The sequence below is a fragment of the Lysinibacillus sp. COL-1 genome, from assembly GCF_059814265.1.
On sequence record NZ_JCAWSJ010000004.1, the window covers coordinates 533,133 to 549,981 of the forward strand.

Annotated in this window: 19 protein-coding genes; 11 read left to right on the top strand and 8 right to left on the bottom strand. The window is 37.9% G+C overall.

Translation table 11 applies throughout. From position 1 onward, the window contains the following. The first annotated feature begins 209 nt into the window (after positions 1 to 209). Both mgtE and AC6BKE_RS10820 read left to right on the top strand, forming a co-directional pair. A complete protein-coding gene (gene mgtE, locus AC6BKE_RS10815; RefSeq protein ID WP_036126643.1) occupies positions 210 to 1,586 on the top strand; it encodes a magnesium transporter in 1,377 nt (458 codons plus the stop codon). 53 nt (positions 1,587 to 1,639) lie between these two features. Next, the gene (locus AC6BKE_RS10820; protein WP_230593938.1) at positions 1,640 to 2,041 is read left to right on the top strand and encodes a hypothetical protein; all 402 of its coding nucleotides are present in this window, start codon (positions 1,640 to 1,642) and stop codon (positions 2,039 to 2,041) included. A 65-nt stretch (positions 2,042 to 2,106) separates the two neighbouring features. On the opposite strand, the gene AC6BKE_RS10825 is transcribed toward AC6BKE_RS10820, so the two are convergent. Further along, entirely contained in the window at positions 2,107 to 2,631 is a 525-nt protein-coding gene (locus AC6BKE_RS10825; RefSeq protein ID WP_008174263.1) for a CotY/CotZ family spore coat protein, read from the bottom strand. Positions 2,632 to 2,766: 135 nt separating this feature from the next. Between AC6BKE_RS10825 and AC6BKE_RS10830 the strand changes: the two genes are divergently transcribed. The 6 genes from AC6BKE_RS10830 to AC6BKE_RS10855 all read left to right on the top strand — a co-directional run bounded on the left by AC6BKE_RS10830 (position 2,767) and on the right by AC6BKE_RS10855 (position 5,607). Beyond that, positions 2,767 to 3,171, top strand: coding sequence for a YhcN/YlaJ family sporulation lipoprotein (locus AC6BKE_RS10830; protein WP_230593937.1), 405 nt, complete (start codon positions 2,767 to 2,769; stop codon positions 3,169 to 3,171). Next, positions 3,172 to 3,627 carry a stage V sporulation protein AC gene (gene spoVAC, locus AC6BKE_RS10835; protein ID WP_036126638.1) on the top strand — a complete coding sequence of 152 codons (456 nt, stop codon included), beginning with the start codon at positions 3,172 to 3,174 and terminating at the stop codon, positions 3,625 to 3,627. It abuts the gene before it with no gap. Continuing rightward, positions 3,621 to 4,616, top strand: a complete 996-nt coding sequence (locus tag AC6BKE_RS10840; RefSeq protein WP_036126636.1) for a stage V sporulation protein AD — start codon at positions 3,621 to 3,623, stop codon at positions 4,614 to 4,616. Before spoVAC ends, AC6BKE_RS10840 begins: the two co-directional genes overlap by 7 nt. Before the next feature lie 16 nt (positions 4,617 to 4,632). Beyond that, entirely contained in the window at positions 4,633 to 4,992 is a 360-nt protein-coding gene (gene spoVAE, locus AC6BKE_RS10845) for a stage V sporulation protein AE (RefSeq protein WP_170829916.1), read from the top strand. 65 nt (positions 4,993 to 5,057) lie between these two features. Next, entirely contained in the window at positions 5,058 to 5,231 is a 174-nt protein-coding gene (locus AC6BKE_RS10850) for a YjcZ family sporulation protein (RefSeq protein WP_080717135.1), read from the top strand. A gap of 127 nt (positions 5,232 to 5,358) precedes the next feature. After that, positions 5,359 to 5,607: a stage VI sporulation protein F gene (locus AC6BKE_RS10855; RefSeq protein ID WP_036126630.1), complete on the top strand. Its 249-nt coding sequence runs from the start codon at positions 5,359 to 5,361 to the stop codon at positions 5,605 to 5,607. 126 nt (positions 5,608 to 5,733) lie between these two features. On the opposite strand, the gene AC6BKE_RS10860 is transcribed toward AC6BKE_RS10855, so the two are convergent. The 3 genes from AC6BKE_RS10860 to AC6BKE_RS10870 all read right to left on the bottom strand — a co-directional run bounded on the left by AC6BKE_RS10860 (position 5,734) and on the right by AC6BKE_RS10870 (position 7,484). Continuing rightward, entirely contained in the window at positions 5,734 to 6,162 is a 429-nt protein-coding gene (locus AC6BKE_RS10860; RefSeq protein WP_101966426.1) for a GNAT family N-acetyltransferase, read from the bottom strand. Positions 6,163 to 6,165: 3 nt separating this feature from the next. Continuing rightward, a complete protein-coding gene (locus AC6BKE_RS10865; RefSeq protein ID WP_036126625.1) occupies positions 6,166 to 6,681 on the bottom strand; it encodes a YjcG family protein in 516 nt (171 codons plus the stop codon). Positions 6,682 to 6,764: 83 nt separating this feature from the next. After that, positions 6,765 to 7,484: an alpha/beta hydrolase gene (locus AC6BKE_RS10870; RefSeq protein ID WP_058844600.1), complete on the bottom strand. Its 720-nt coding sequence runs from the start codon at positions 7,482 to 7,484 to the stop codon at positions 6,765 to 6,767. Positions 7,485 to 7,597: 113 nt separating this feature from the next. Between AC6BKE_RS10870 and AC6BKE_RS10875 the strand changes: the two genes are divergently transcribed. Further along, positions 7,598 to 8,179, top strand: coding sequence for a phosphatidylglycerophosphatase A family protein (locus AC6BKE_RS10875; RefSeq protein ID WP_036126573.1), 582 nt, complete (start codon positions 7,598 to 7,600; stop codon positions 8,177 to 8,179). Between the two features lie 15 nt (positions 8,180 to 8,194). Here AC6BKE_RS10875 and AC6BKE_RS10880 read toward each other — a convergent pair whose 3' ends face one another. The 4 genes from AC6BKE_RS10880 to AC6BKE_RS10895 all read right to left on the bottom strand — a co-directional run bounded on the left by AC6BKE_RS10880 (position 8,195) and on the right by AC6BKE_RS10895 (position 13,576). Continuing rightward, complete coding sequence (locus AC6BKE_RS10880; protein ID WP_499856818.1) at positions 8,195 to 8,347, bottom strand: hypothetical protein; 153 nt, start codon at positions 8,345 to 8,347, stop codon at positions 8,195 to 8,197. A 464-nt stretch (positions 8,348 to 8,811) separates the two neighbouring features. Next, the gene (locus AC6BKE_RS10885) at positions 8,812 to 10,623 is read right to left on the bottom strand and encodes an ABC transporter substrate-binding protein (protein ID WP_499856819.1); all 1,812 of its coding nucleotides are present in this window, start codon (positions 10,621 to 10,623) and stop codon (positions 8,812 to 8,814) included. A gap of 12 nt (positions 10,624 to 10,635) precedes the next feature. After that, on the bottom strand, positions 10,636 to 12,132 hold the full coding sequence (locus AC6BKE_RS10890) for an ABC transporter permease (protein WP_499856820.1): 1,497 nt from the start codon (positions 12,130 to 12,132) through the stop codon (positions 10,636 to 10,638). A 13-nt stretch (positions 12,133 to 12,145) separates the two neighbouring features. Beyond that, positions 12,146 to 13,576 (bottom strand): ABC transporter permease, encoded by a 1,431-nt coding sequence (locus tag AC6BKE_RS10895; RefSeq protein WP_499856821.1) that lies wholly within the window; start codon positions 13,574 to 13,576, stop codon positions 12,146 to 12,148. 121 nt (positions 13,577 to 13,697) lie between these two features. Here AC6BKE_RS10895 and AC6BKE_RS10900 point away from each other — a divergent pair, with 121 nt between their 5' ends. Continuing rightward, entirely contained in the window at positions 13,698 to 15,437 is a 1,740-nt protein-coding gene (locus AC6BKE_RS10900; RefSeq protein ID WP_499856822.1) for an ABC transporter ATP-binding protein, read from the top strand. A gap of 133 nt (positions 15,438 to 15,570) precedes the next feature. Next, positions 15,571 to 16,191, top strand: a complete 621-nt coding sequence (locus AC6BKE_RS10905; RefSeq protein ID WP_499856823.1) for a thermonuclease family protein — start codon at positions 15,571 to 15,573, stop codon at positions 16,189 to 16,191. Positions 16,192 to 16,849: the final 658 nt, after the last annotated feature.

Sequence of the window (16,849 nt, forward strand, 5' to 3'; positions counted from 1 at the left end):
ACCGACTTTATAAAATTAATGTATAGTAAAATAGAAATCGTCATGATTTTACGCTTAAAATCGAATTTTATAAAAATCTGTACACCGACTCTGATGGATAACTTAAAAAAGGGTTTGCAGAAAAGGTATAATACACTCTATTATATAGAAGGTAGATTTTACGGCATTGCCCGTAAAGATGATTGAAAGCTCGGAAGGAGGGGACAAGCATGATAGAGGAAAGAAATGAAAAGGATGATGTGCAATTTGATGAGGCACATCTACGAGGAATGCTCGAAGCACATAATATTGATGCATTCCGTGATGAGTTTTTAGAACTTCATCCATATGATCAGGCAACGTTTTACGAAAAGGTGGAACCTGATATAAGGAAGATCATCTATTCGTTCTTGTCTCCGACAGAAATGGCTGATATTTTTCAGGCAATCGATATCGAAGATGATGAATATAAAGCGTACCTAGCTGAAATGGATCCTTCATATGGGGCAGAAATGCTTTCGCATATGTATGCTGATGATGCGGCAGATGTCTTAAATGAGCTGGATTTGGCACAGCGTGAAAGCTATTTGGAAATGATGGATGAGGAAACGGCTGAAGAAATTAATGAGCTATTAAGCTACGATGAATATACAGCCGGTTCTATTATGACAACTGAATACGTTGCTATACCAGAAAATTCAACAGTGCGTTCAGCAATGGCCATTTTGCGTAAAGAAGCACCAGATGCAGAGACTGTTTATTATATTTTCGTGGTGGATGAAGAACACCGTTTGACAGGTGTTATATCACTACGAGATTTAATCATTGCTGACGAGGATACACGTATTCGATCCATTATGAATGAACGTGTTGTGATGGTACATGCAAATGATGACCAAGAGGAAGTCGCACAAATTATGAAGGACTATAATTTTTTAGCGACACCTGTTATTGATGATAAAGGGGAACTGCTCGGTATTATCACGGTCGATGATATTATTGATGTTATTGATGAAGAGGCTTCTGAGGATTACTCAAAATTAGCCGGTATTTCGGATATGGATAAGTTTGATGTAACACCTTTCCAAGCAGCTAAAAAACGTTTACCTTGGTTAGTAGTACTACTGTTTTTAGGTATGCTGACAGCCAATTTAATGGGGCAATTTGAAGATACTTTAGATAAGGTAGCCTTACTAGCTGTCTTTATTCCACTTATTTCAGGAACATCAGGGAATAGTGGAACACAAGCATTAGCCGTGGCGATCAGAGGTATTGCAACAGGAGACGTGGAAGAACATAGTAAATTCAAGTTACTATTACGTGAAGCAGGTACAGGCTTAATGTCAGGCGTTGTTTGTGGATTAATCGTTATTGGCATTGTTTATTTCTGGAAACATGAACTTGTTTTAGGAATGTTAGTAGGAGCAGCACTTTGTGGTTCTATTTTAGTCGCGACATTAGCGGGTTCCTTTATTCCGTTGTTAATGCATCGACTAAAAATAGACCCTGCTGTGGCATCAGGACCTTTTATTACAACTTTAAATGATATAACAAGTATTTTAATTTACTTAGGATTAGCGACAGTTTTTTTAAGTCAAATAGGCTAAGAACCAATTTACTTACTTTCGCATATTGTATGGAAAAAAGGGAAGTGAGTAAAGTGGATCGAGAGCCACGCTTGTTTATAAAATCACCATCATATTTTTTAAATATTTCTAAGGCGTTACATGAACTTGATTTGGATGAAAGTACATCCGTATATGTAAGGGACAACATTTTCGATGAGCAAACAGTTGATGGGAAAGAAGATATCGTAGAAGATGTACAAATAGATCCGTACTTACTAAAACAACTTCAATTTTTAGAAAAGCCATTTCGTCAGAGGGCCTATCAGCCATTATTAGTTTGCTTAAAAGATGGTAGAAAATTAACTGGAACTGCCTCAGAAGTACAGAGTGATTCTTTAATGCTAACATCATTAGAATTAAAAACACAGGAAATCATTCATTTTGAAGAGATACAACAAATACTGTGGCGTGGAAGAAAATTGCCAACATTATAAAAAAAGTGTACAGCAGAGGATGCTGTACACTTTTTTTTATGTGTGTGTGTCAAAGGTGAAAGAAATTAATCACAAATCCCTAAGTCAACATCAGCGATACATTGTACAGCGCAGAAACAAGATAAATCTACAGTAATACAGCTATCTGTTGAGTTCCAGTCATCTACTTTACAGATTTTCTTCATGTTTACGCAACAGCCGTCACGACTTAATAAGTCTACTGTACTTTCACTAGAGTCAAATGTACATAATGGCTCTAAAACACGTAAAGTTGCACAGCACTCATCAAACATATCTTCTACACGGAAGAATACGGATGTACAAATACAAGGATCTGCTGTTGGAGAGTTAAAGAATGCTTTGAAAGGAGTACCATCTTTTGTAATTAACATGAATACACGTGTATCTGCTTGAGAGCGTGCAGGACTAACAATTCCGCCTAGTGGTTCTAAGAAACAGTTCGCTGTACATGGAGAACACTCATCTCGCACCGCTTGATTTTGAATATCTAAAATAGCGCGAACTACGTCACAAACGCAGCCTGCTGAATGGATTGGTCCAATAGGATTTGTTGGCTTACCACAACCCATATTGTCACCTCCTTTCCTTGTTACTACTTCTACAATATGTACTTTTGAAAAATGGACTCGGGCTTTCGTATATATCTTCGAATGAATAGTTTTTTTATGTGTGGAGAAACTGTAAAGAAAAGGAGGGGAAAACATTTGAGGCTACTAGGAATGACATTACCTCTCTTAGTCGTTTTATCGCTGTTAAATGGTTGTGCTGAAAAAGAAAAATTTATTGTCTATGGGTCGCCACAAAATGAAAGTGAAGTCGAAGCCCTTATAAAAGAAGAAGACTATGTTGAACGATCAACGGTTATCCAATATGACGATAGTATGCTTGTTGCAGTACAAATCAAACCATGGGAAAAGTGGAAAAAGACTAAGCTAGAGAAAAAATTGCAAAAGAAATTTGATGAGAAATATCCAAACAAAGATGTATTTGTCTCAGCTGATTATAAAATTTTTTATGAAGCCAATAAAATAAAAAAGGATCAGATTGAAGATAATAAATTGAGCGATAAAATTACAAAACTAAAAGAGCTTGCAAAGGAGCAGACATAAATGGAAAAAGAACAATACCAACAGTTAGAGCAATATGTTACACCAAAGCCCCCTTATTTAAAGAATATAGCTAAGGCATTCTTTGTTGGTGGACTGATTTGTGCAATTGGTCAAGCTGTGTCCCTTTTTTATATTATTTTCTTCAATTTTACGGAAGCAACAGCAGGAAATCCAACTGTTGCCACAATGGTATTCTTTGCCATGATTTTAACAGGCTTGGGCCTTTATAAAAAAATTGGTCAATTTGCTGGAGCAGGCTCAGCAGTTCCAGTAACAGGCTTTGGTAATGCCGTTATTTCTGCGGCTATCGAACATCGGTCAGAAGGGTTGGTACTGGGCGTCGGTGGCAATTTATTTAAATTGGCAGGGTCAGTTGTATTATTTGGAGTAGTATCTGCATTTTTCGTTGCTCTCATTAAATATATCCTTGTGACGATAGGAGTGGTTTCATGGTAATCGTTTTTCAATCGAAACCATCTCTTTTAGCTGGTGGAGTAGTAGCTGGCCCGTTGGAGAACCGCAGTATTTTTAGTCAGTATTTTGACTCGGTCTATGATGATGAACGATGGCAGATGAAAACAAATGAACAGGGGCATCGCAAAATGATCGAAGAGGCCTGTGAATTTGCTATGAAAAAATTGGGCATACAAAACGGAGATATTGATTATTTAATGGGTGGGGATTTGGTTAATCAAATGACACCGACCAATTTTGCAGCTAGAGATTTAGAAATCCCCTTTATTGGATTATTTTCGGCTTGTGCAACATCTGTATCCTCTGCCATTATTGCATGCCTATTAACAGAGTTAGGTGTGGCTAATTTTTCATTAGCTGGTGCCTCAAGTCAGCATAATTCCATTGAACGTCAATTTCGTTATCCCATCAATTATGGTGCTCAAAAACCTCAAACTGCACAATGGACTGTGACAGCTGCAGGCTATGCCCTTATTGGAAAGCATCGTGAGGAGTATCCTTCTATAGAAGCAGCAACGATAGGCAAGTCAGTTGACTATGGCATGGATGATCCTTTCCATATGGGTGCAGCGATGGCACCAGCCGCCTTTCAAACGATTCAATCTCACCTACAGCAAAGAAACCAAAAAATTTATCATTATGATTTAATTTTAACGGGTGATTTAGGTCAGCTTGGATTAAAGCTGTTGAAAGGAATGCTTGTGGAAAATGGTGTGAAGAATGAAGAGCTAACGTTATTACGTGATGCAGGTGCCGAATTTTATGGACAGGATGAAGCATTCCAATCTGGTGCAAGTGGAGCAGGCTGTTCGGCGGCTGTTTTTTTTAGTTATGTTATTCAACAAATGCGCGCAGGGAGTTATAAACGAGTATTACTTGTGGCAACAGGGGCATTATTATCGCCGCTATCCTATCAACAAGGCGAGACGATTCCATGTACGGCACATGCGATAGAAATTACAATGAAATGAGGCAAAAACCATGGTTATGACATTTGTATTTGCATTTATTATTGGAGGCATTATTTGCGTCATAGGCCAATTATTAATGGATGTTGGCAATTTAACACCGGGACACACACTAAGTACGTTGGTTGTCCTCGGTGCCGTATTGGATGGTATGGGTTTATATGAGCCACTAATCAATTTTGCTGGAGCAGGAGCTACAGTACCCATTACATCCTTCGGGAATTCATTAACTCATGGGGCATTGGCGGAAGCAGAAAAGCATGGACTTGTTGGCGTATTAACAGGCATGTTCGAAGTAACAAGCTCAGGGATCAGTGCTGCTATCGTATTTGGCTTTATCGGTGCATTAATTTTTAAACCAAAAGGAAATATTGACTAGACGAATACCCCTCCCATTTTTACAACCGAAACATATTATAGGTTGTAGAAGGGAGGGGTGCTTTTATGGGATATCAAGGCTGGTCCTCACAACCTTATGGAAATAATGTTGGTGGGTGGAACAATAGCTATTGCGGAGGTTACTCTGGAGGCGGCAACAACTATGGCTATGGTTCTACGTTTGTTCTAATTGTTGTCCTATTCATTCTATTAATTATTGTTGGCGCTACTTACATCTAATTTGATGAACATAAAGGCTTTAGCTTCTATTTAGGACTATCTAAATAAGGTTAAGGCCTCCACCATTTGCGAAATGTTTCGTGCAAGACGCAAGGTCAATTTGAGTTTTAATGATAGGAGGGAAAACATGCATCGCTCGTTTTTTAATTCGATTGAGCAAAAAACAGGTGTATCGATGGATGAAATCTTCGCATTAGCCAATGCCATTCAACATGCGGATTTTACCAGTGAAAAACAAGTAAGAAAAATTGTAAGACGTGTAGCTAAAATTTCTAACAGATCGATTACGCAAGAGTTGGAAGATAAACTTGTACAATCTATTATTCAAGATGGCGCATCACTAGATTTAGATAAAATCACTAGAATGATGAAGTAGCGTATGGCATATCTACTTGGCAATGTAGCTTGTTACGATGGAGTAGATAAATGGTGGCAAGCGAATTCGTGTCTATTTAAAAAGGGTGTTACGACAATGCGCAATGCATATCGTAACACCCTTTGATTACATTTTTTTCTCCATAGCACGATGTGGAATACCTGCATCCATAAACTCAGGAGAGGTAACTGTAAATCCAAGCTTTTCGTAGAAGGGAATGGCATAGCTTTGTGCATGCAATTTTAATATTTCCTTGTTGATAGAAATGGCATGCTTCTCCATTTCCTTCATCATTAAAGCTCCTAATTTTTTACCACGCTGAGATTGTAAAATACAAACACGTTCAATTTTAGCTGTTGTGCCGTCAATACTACGTAAACGTGCTGCTCCTACTGGTTCAACGTTATCATACATAATGAAATGTGTTGCAGTGGCATCCTCAGCATCACATTCTAGATGAAGCGGAACACCCTGCTCTTCAACAAATACCTTTTGCCGAATAGCAAAGGCATCATCGTGTTCTTGCTTTGTTTCAACAATTTTCACCTGATACAAGAATCACTCAGCTCCAGACAAACGGAATGTTTCATATGTTGTCCATGAGCCATCTTCTAATTGATATAAAAGATGGATGCGATCAATTGTATCCTTTTCATCAACGCCAGTCATGCGTAATTGTCCAAAGATATCGTCATGCTCAGAAGCTGACATTTTTTGAGCGATTGTAATATGAGGAACAAATACATGTTTCATTTCCCCATGAGGGATGTTGTCTTGAAGTTCATGTTGGAATGCTACTAATTGTTCAGTTGGTTCAATGCGGAAGTAAATCGCATTTGTTGTAGGGAAAAACGAACTTATGCGAGATGCATGAATGTTTAAAGGTGCATATTTAGCAGCAAGTTCATCCAATTGCTTGACGATGGTTTGAATTTCTTCTTCAGATGCATCGAAGCTGTCCTTTAACGTCATATGCGGTGTAATCTTTGCATAATGAGGATCATAACGTTTGCGATAAGTGTTTGCTAAATCTTGCAATTTTTTTGATGGAAATGCCACAATACCGTACTTCATAGTCCATTACCTCCCGAAAATAAACAATTTTTCTATTTAAGTATAACAGAAATTTCAATTTTCGTAATTTGAATCACCCAATATTAATTGAAATTTTCAATTAAAGCACGTCGAAGGTCTGGTTTCCAATATTTCCATGTATGATTGCCTTCGAACTCGTCATAAAATGTAGTGAACCCTTTACTAATCATGAGCTCATGTAATTGACGGTTAGGTGTTAAAAAGTCTTTGATGGTTTTATCCATTGTCACTACCTGATCTTCGCCCTTACCTACTATATGGTAGATAGAAATCGCGCCAGGATCTTTAAATTTTTCAACAGCCTGTAAGACATCCTCATCAACATATGGTGATTGTAAAATGACTTTGCCAAAGATGCTTGGGTACTTTAGGGCAGCCATTAAGGAAGCAGTGGCAGCCATAGAGTCTCCAATGACGCCACGACTCATACCCATTTGGTAAGTGGCATATTCATTGTCTAAATAGGGTACTAGCTCATGAGCTAAAAAGCGTAGATAGGCTTCGTGTTGCTCACCGCTTGGAATATATTTATGACGTCGATCTTTAATATCTTTGTAAGGAACAAATGCTATAATTAAATTTTCGATTTCATAGTCATCAATCAGTTCATCAGCTAGCTTTGTAATGCCGCCGAGTTGGAAATAATCTTTACCGTCTGATGCGATTAAAATATTGTATTTATAAAGTGGAGAATAATTTGCAGGAACATAAATATAGAGCTGTAATTCTTCCTGTAATGCTTCACTATAAAATGTTAAATCCTGTACTGTTCCCTTATCCAATGATGACACTCCTTCTTGTGTTTGTAACAAAATTGTACCATATTACGAAAGTAAAGGTATAATAGGTTGGGCTAGCTTTATACTAGCAATAAAAATCGAAATGAGGGTTAATTATGCATAATAAAAGTATTCGTGTGCACTCTGACGAAGTAGCAAAGGCAGCTCAAGCCGCGTTAATTCGTAGAGGTGTAGCGATAGAGGATATCGCAAAAATTGTTTACGAAATGCAAAAAACCTATAATGAAGGTTTAACACTGGAGCATTGTGTTCATTCTGTTGAACGTGTTTTACGTAAGCGAGAAGTACAGCATGCTTTATTAGTAGGAATTGAATTAGATGAACTAGCAGAGAAAAAATTATTATCTTCACCACTGCAACAAATTATCGAATCGGATGAGGGGTTATTTGGTGTAGACGAAACAATCGCACTAGGATCTGTTTTTACATATGGCAGTATCGCCGTTACCACTTTTGGTCATTTAGACAAGCAAAAAATAGGGATTATTAAAAAACTCGATACAGAACCTGGACATCATGTCAACACATTCTTAGATGATTTAGTTGGCAGTATAGCAGCTTCAGCGGCTTCACGTATTGCACACCGCATGCGTGACCTAGAAGAGGAAGGCGAAACATTTGCTGATATCGAGCCTGAAGAGCTAGGACCAAAACCAAAATCACATAATGAAATATAAAATGAGTTTCTACTATTAAAAATGAGCCTTCTCAATTTTGAGAAGGCTTTCATGTTGTTGAAAAAAGATCATGTCAAAGGCAGAAAAAGCAACTTTGCAAGGGGAGGGGGTGATTTCCGTTCCGCCAGCGCCCTTTCCAGGGGGCGTCCGATGAGCCGCTTCACTCACTTACGTGCGCTCCAGGGTCTCATCTGTGACGCTAAATCCCCTAGGAGTGACGCTGGCTCCACTCCAATCAACCATTCTGCAAAGTGTCTTTACTTTTTTTCATAGTAATATAGCGATTAAATAGCCCATTATTTTTAGAGGGAATAAGCTCTTATTTTCAATGTGGGGAAGTGATGTGTGACAACACCTCTCCATAAAGAGTAGTGAAGACCTTCGCCTTATTTGAAAACCTTTGCTAAAAAGGTAATACTTTTGTAGGTTGAAGTGGAGGCTACTTGACTCCCGTGGGATAACGAGACAGGCGAGCCTCTAAACGGAGCGATAGCGGAGGAAGCGGCTCGGGGCGCTCGCCCACAGGAAAGCAAGTAGCCTGCAACGGAAATCCATTTCTACCTTCCAATTGACTGTTTTGTTTTTCAACACTAAGTGAGCCTTCTCAAATTTTGAGAAGGCTCAAATTAGTATTACTTATTATCGTTATATGCTTTTACAAATTCTTTTACTTTCTCGCTATCTGCCTCCAGTTTTAAACCAGTATCGATTAATGGAGATACTGTGGATACAGCTGGTTTTTTATTGCCTTGGTAATAGCTAATGAATTCGTCTTGGTTAATGGAGTATAGGATTGCTTTACGTAAATCTGCTGAATCAGAAACTGCACGTCCAGACGTATTCATTTGTAAGTAAGACACAGCATTACTATCTGCCGTATTTAATGTTAATTTAGCGTCTGATTTCACAATATCCAACTTCGTTTCTGGAACTGTTTGAAGAACATGTATTTCACCATTACGTAATGCAGATAGCGCACTATCAACATCAGAGATAAATCGAACATTAATTTTGGCGATTTTTGGTTCATATTCGCTACCTGCACGGTAAGCAGGGTTTTTCACGAATTGTGCTTCATAATCATTTTTCTTCACTAAAATGTAAGGACCACTTGCATATAGCTGATTGTTAAATGTTGCTGAACCTTCCGTTATAGTAGCTTGATCACCATAGGCAATGTCTTTATCAGGATCATAGCTAGCCACGTCATACGTATTAATGCTTGTTACTTGTTTTTCAGATACGATACCACCAGATTGGTGTGCTAAATAATTTAATACTTGTGGGAATGGAGTTGGCGTTGTAATTTTAACAACTTGGTATGCACCTGCTGCATTATGAACAGCACCTTTTTCCTTTGTTAATTGTGCTACTGAAGCAGGTAGGTTTTGTGATAATGCATCTAACACTGATTGCTCAGAGCCGGCTACTTTTTTGCTTTGTAATTCAGCTAAATCAGAAACGATTTCCACTGTTTCAATATTTTCATGAATGCTATAAGTACGATGATCTGGTACTGAATTAGCATCTTTTGCACGATTTAATGAGAAGACAACATCTTCAGCTGACACTAATTCACCTGTATCAACTGCTGCACCATCTTTCACAGCTGCAAAGTGGATATCATCACGTAAAATGAAGTAATATTCTTGATTACCTTCAGCCATTACATGGTTATAAGATAATGAACCATCTGAAACAACTTCATCTGTATCTGTTAAGTTAACAAGACGAACGTACATATTCGTGTTTAATGTATTGATGGAACCATCATTCCCTTTGATTGGGTCAAGTGAAGTAAGGGAGTTGATTGTTTGGTGTAAGATTAAAGGTTCTGTTGCATTTTTAGCCGCATCATTAAATTCAATTTTTTCCCAAACCTGTGCACGAGATTTTGGTAAAAGGACCGTTTTAGGATTTACTAATTCAGAGTAGATCCCTTGATATTTATTGGAAATATATAAAGGCGCAATATAAGCTTGATCGAATACTAGTAATTGCTCTAAATCTTTATATTTAGCTGCTGCTTCTTCACCAGTCAATGTGCTTGCTTCATCGATTAGTGCATCTAATTTTGAATCTGCAACAACACTGTAGTCACCGCCTGTTTTAAATAGACCACGTACAGCATAGTCAGGGTTCCCAGTTACTGTCGTCCAGCTTGAAAGAGCAAGATCATAGTTACCCGCTTCTTTTTGAGCAGAGAATGAACCGTAATCTGGTTGAATATTTAGTTTTACATCAAAACCATTTTTCACCAATTGGTCGCGTACAATATTCATATCTTCTTCAGCAGACGCCATTCCTAATACTTCAATGGCCACTTTGCCATTGCTCTTGTTATTATCTTTTGAATCTTTACTGCCTTCTACGTCAGTTTTTGTTTGTACACAGCCAGCTAAAGCTAGTACTGCAACGAATAAAAATACAAGTAATTTCTTCATAGTTACCTCCAATTAATTTGTTTTTGGATCTAAAGCATCTCGTAAACCATCTCCTAAGAAGTTAAAGGAGAGGACAAGAAGCATAATACAAAGACCTGGGAAAATCGCGACATATGAATGTGTCTCCAGGTACGTACTACCAACTTTTAAAATATTGCCCCATTCGGGAATATGTGGCTCAATACCAAGCCCTAAAAAACTTAAACTACTTGTTGAAATAACAGCTCCCCCAATCGTTAAGGTTGCTTTCACAATCATTGGTGCTAATGAATTGGGAACAATATGCTTGAAAATAATAGCAGCATCAGATGCACCTAAAGCTCTAGCTGATTCCACAAATTCAAAATTAGCAAGCTGCATAACATTAGCCCGCATTGTACGAGCATAGGTTGGAATTGCCCCAACACTCAGCGCAATAATGAGGTTCACTGTATTAGCACCAAAGGCAGCGATAATAGCAATAGCTAACAAAATGCCAGGGATAGCATATAAAACATCAAGGCTTCGCATGATGATATTATCAGTGGATTTTCCATAATAGCCTGACAAAGCGCCTAATGTTCCTCCCACAACTGCTGGAATAATCGTTGAGAAAAATCCGACGATTAACGATATTTGTGCACCAAATACAATGCGAGAAAATAAATCTCGTCCGTAATTATCTGTGCCTAGCGGATAGTCCAATGATGGTGTTTGCAGTAACGCACCATAGTTATTTTCTGTAGCAAAATCATAGTCAAAAGTCCAAGAGCTTGTGACGGACAATGAGAACATGAAAATAATGAAGAATAAGCCGAATACAGCCATCGTATTACGTAAAATCTTTTCCCATATTTTTTGCCACTTTTCTATAGAAGACGGATTTGCCTTTCGAGCCTTTTGAATCAGGCTATAGCCTAGTAATGTCGCAAATAGATTACCAGTGAAAGTTGCAATTAGTAATAAAACGCCGGGAATAATCATCCATTTAGGTGCCTCAGTAGCTGTCACATATTTCGTACATAAAATGGCCATCACGATATAAAATAGCGCTAGTACTAAGAAAACACCCATCGCCAGTAAAAAGGTATCCGTTACATATGGTTTAAATATATTCAATGCTGCAATACCAATGATGAATAATTGTGTAATAAAGGCATAGGCTGCAAAAGTATATTCTGCAGATTTTCTTTTCGACACAAGCATAAATGCAAAGGATGTTGAAAAAATATTGCCTGACAATATAGTGATTAACAATGGATAGCCCAGCACTCGAGTGCTTTTTTGAATGTCACCGTGCTTTGCTAAGTCCTTTTTAATTCGTAAATTGATGAAAGCAACATATGCCGTGGTAATAGCATAAATAACAAAAAAGAGTATAATAACTGGTCGCCAGCTATTGGTAGAAAAATTATAGCTATAGGCTAGAAACAAGAAAGAAAACAATAAGGAAAAGACAAAAGTGAAATGAGAATTGACATATTCCTGTGTAATCTTCAAGAGTAGTTTGACATGTAAGATGTTTTTCACAGGTGATCCTCCTTTAAGACTTCTTCATTTTCGAGCGAATGCGTGGATCAAAAAAGGCATACATGATATCAATCAATAAATTGACAATTGAAATAGTAATGGCAATATAAACAACGCCTCCAAGAATGGCCGGAATATCAGGGATAAATTGTTTATCGACGATATAGCTTCCAATCCCACTAATGTTGAATACCTTTTCTGTTACAGATGCGCCTCCCAACATACCTCCAAAAAGAAGTCCAATCACCGTAATAATTGGAATCATGGCATTACGAATGGCATGTTTTGAAATGACTTTAAATTCATTTAAGCCTTTTGCTTTTGCTGTAATAATGTAATCCTCATGAATCACCTCAAGCATACTCGACCTTGTCATCCTAGCGATGGATGCTGTAATGGATGTTCCCAAGACGATAATGGGCATGATGAGCGATAACCAATTGTGAGGATTATAGGTCGCTGGAAACCATTGAAGCTTTAAAGCAAACGTTAAAATAAAAATTAAACCTTGCCAAAAGCTTGGGATGGATAAACCGATTAAAGCAATGAACATAAATGTATAATCCAAATATGAATTTGGACGAACAGCTGAAATAATACCGACCGGAATAGCAATGGCGATAGCCATTAACAATGACAATACGGCTATTTCAAGTGTGACAGGAAATTTTGTCGCAATGCTGTGGGTAATATCTTCTTTACCTGCAAAGGATGTTCCTAAATCAAATGTAAATAGGCCAGATAGTGCGTTCCAAAGCTGCGATAAATAAGGCTGATCTAAACCGTGAATACGATTAAAATTCGCAATCTGCTCGGGTGTTGCTTCAACTCCGAGTAGGTTTCTTGCTGGGTCAAATGGTGATAAATACAAAATAGTAAACACCAATGTAGCTACACCAACAATGACAATGAAGCTTTGTAAAAGACGTTCAATAATAAATTGTAGGAACGGATTCGCAAATAAGATAAGTACTACATAAAATAAAAAAGCTGGTAGAAAGGTAAGAGCGATAAAGCGTTTGTTTGTTAGTAGCTGATTAAAAAATTGGTTATACGTTAGTTGTTGTATGCCCTCTTTTTGTAAATCTTGATCCACTTGCTGTTGTAGTTTATTTTGAGCTAATTGCTTGGCTGTTGCTTGAATTTGTGACTGTAATACAGTCTCTTTAAAAAAGGTAGCTTTTGCTATTTCTTGTTGTTCAAAGTCCTTTTGCCAGTGAGCAACCAAAGCCTTCTCTAGGTAGTACTGACTACGTAATGCAAAAGCCTGATCATAATTGTTTGAATGTTTTCTTTTCCGATAGATAAAGTATGTAAAGGGATGAACTAAAATACTTAAGAAAAAAAGAATCAAATGGTAAGGCTTTTGATGCATTAGTTTTTGATAAACCGTAGAAAAGAAAATAAATTCCTTAGGTTTTAAATGATTTTTTGAAGTAACCATGCATTTCCTCCAAACGTAAATAAAATATTCAGCATCATATTGTATAATTCCTATCAGTATTGTAAAGTATGGATTATACTTGTAAGTAAGTCAATCACAAATTTTAAAAAGGATGGGTCGAATGAATGAAAAGCTTTTAGAAATCAATAATCTTCGCGTGTCCTTTATCACAGGGGAGACAGAATTCGAAGCTGTTAAGGACGTTAGCTTCCATCTAAATAAAGGTGAAACACTCGGAATTGTAGGAGAGTCTGGAAGTGGAAAAAGTGTAACGGCTCGTTCCATTATGCGTTTATTACCATCGCCGCCTTCATTTCTGAAATCTGGCACTATTGTGTTTAAAGGCCAAGAACTCACGGAATTAAGTGAAAAACAAATGGAAGGGATTCGTGGACAAGATATTAGTATGATCTTTCAGGATCCGATGACATCAACAAACCCTACCATTCGAATAGGAGATCAAGTGGCTGAAAGTTTAATCAAGCATCAGGCCATGTCAAAAACAGAGGCCTACCAACAAACAATTGAATTATTAAAACTGGTTGGTATTCAGGATGCTAAAGAAAGATATCGACAATACCCTCACGAATTCTCAGGTGGTATGCGCCAACGTGTGATGATTGCCATGGCACTTGCTTGTAACCCATCCCTGCTTATTGCGGATGAGCCAACAACAGCACTTGATGTAACGATTCAAGCGCAAATACTGAAATTGATGCGTGATATGCAGAAGAAAATGGGGACGTCTATTGTTTTAATTACACATGACTTAGGCGTGGTTGCAGGTATGTGTGATCGTATCATCGTCATGAAAGAAGGAGAAATTGTTGAACAGGGCACAACGGAAGAGATTTTTGCGAATGCTCAGCATCCATATACCCAAAAATTATTGAATGCGCTACCAAAGCTGCATGAAAAAAAGCAGCCAAAAGAGATAGCCAATATTCAGTCAGGTATCAATCGTCATAAGCCATTGATTGAGGTGACACATCTGTCGAAGGAATTTTCACTAGGTCGTGGTCAAACGCTAAAAGCAGTCAATGATTTATCCTTCCATATATATCCTGGTGAAACATTGGGCTTGGTTGGTGAATCAGGCTCAGGAAAATCTACTACAGGTCGAACGATTCTTCAGCTTCATCAGCCTACAAATGGAGAGGTTTTATATCAAGGCATACCCGTAACAAGACTAACGAAAAAGCAGTTAAAGGCAATGCGTCGTCATATGCAAATTATTTTCCAAGATCCTTATTCATCGTTAAATCCTCGAAAAAAAATCTTAGATATTATCGGGGAAGCTCTGGATATTCATGGTCTAGTGAAGACACATGAAGAAAGACGACTACGAGTAGAGGAATTGCTTGAGCTTGTTGGTTTAAGGAAAGAACATGCTATGCGTTATCCTCATGAATTTTCAGGGGGGCAACGTCAGCGAATTGGGATTGCTAGAGCATTAGCAGTCGAGCCAAACTTTATTGTTTGTGATGAACCTTTATCAGCACTGGATGTTTCTATTCAAAAGCAGATTGTAGATTTATTAAAGGAATTACAGCAAAAACTTGGTTTAACATATTTATTTATTGCCCATGATCTGTCAATGGTGAAACATATTAGTGATCGTGTTGCGGTCATGTATGGTGGGAAAATTGTTGAATTGGCGGAAAGTGAAGAACTATATACTAATCCACAGCATCCTTATACCCGTGCATTATTACGCTCAATACCTATTCCAGATCCTGCAATAGAGAAGAAGAAATATAATGATGCCGAATATATCGAAGATAAAAAAGTACGCTATGAAGTAGAAAATAGTCAGCTAGTAGAGGTTTCTCCTAACCATTGGGTAGCTGTGACAATGTGATAGCTTGAATGTAGTAGCTTGATATTTTACAATAGAAACATCGTGCAACTTTTTGTTTTCCTAATGATGAGTTGCACAACTTATGCCAAGCGTAGGTATAAGCAAAGATGATTAGTTGTGAGGGGCCTACTACATGAAAATGCAAGATATAAAAACATTAATAACAAGTGGTACGATTATTCTGGCTGTAGCATTGTACATGATATTTGGCAGATCACCTGCGGAAGATCAAGATACTAAATCAATGACAGATCAGCAAGGAACTATTTCAATTGAACAAGTGGAAGAAAAAACAGGAAATAAACGCTTTGAGCTAGACTATATTAAAGCATATGATGGAGATACGATTCAGGCGACAATTAATGGTGAGAAACGAAAAATTCGTCTGTTAATGGTGGATACACCTGAAATGAATTACAACAAAGGCGATGCCCAGCCATATGCTGAACAAGCAAAAGATTACACGATTAATTTATTGGAAAAGGCTAAAAAAATTGAAGCAGTCTATGATGTTGGGCCAGAAACAGACAATTATGATCGCCTTCTAGCCTATGTTTTTGTAGATGATGTATTATTGCAGGAATCTTTATTAAAGGAAGGTCTTGCAGTTGTACGTTATATTCATAAGCCAAACAACACATTTGAAGATGCATTTAGAGCTATTCAACAAAAAACACAGGATGCAAAATTAAATATTTGGTCACATGATGACTACTTCCAAAATGATGGTTTCCACCCTGAAGTAGTTCAATAAACTAAAAATCCCTTTACTATACGCCTTTTAAAGGGCAATTTCAAAAAAGCTACTGTCTGTATTCTACAGGCAGTAGCTTATGTTGTTGAAAAAAGGTAATGTCAACGGCATAATAAGCAATTTTTTAAGGCGAGGGGTTGATTTCCGCTCCGCCAGCGTCCTTTCCAGGGGGCGTCCGATGAGCCCGCTTCACTCACTGCGTTTCGCTCCAGGGTCTCATCTGTGACGCTAAATCCCCTAGGAGTGACGCTGGCTCCACTCCAATCAACCATTCTGCAAAAGTGTCTTTTCCTGAACAAAATAGCCCATTATTTATATTATAAGAGAGGATAGCCTCTTACTTTCAATGTGGAGAAGTGATGTGTGACAACACCCCACCATAAAAGAGTAGTGAATACCTTCACTTTTTTGCTAAAAAGTGAACATTTTTATTTTATGGATTGGAGTGGAAGGCTACTTGACTCCCGTGGGAATAGCGAGATAGGCGAGCCCCTGCACGGAGGAAGCGGCTCGCCGCTCGCCCACAGGAAAGCAAGTAGCCTGCAACGGAAATCCTTTTTCACCTTTCACATAAATTCTATGGATGGTTTTGTTTTTCAACACTATGAGCTACTGTCTGTATTCTACAGGCAGTAGCTTTTTTAACCTAATTCTCTTA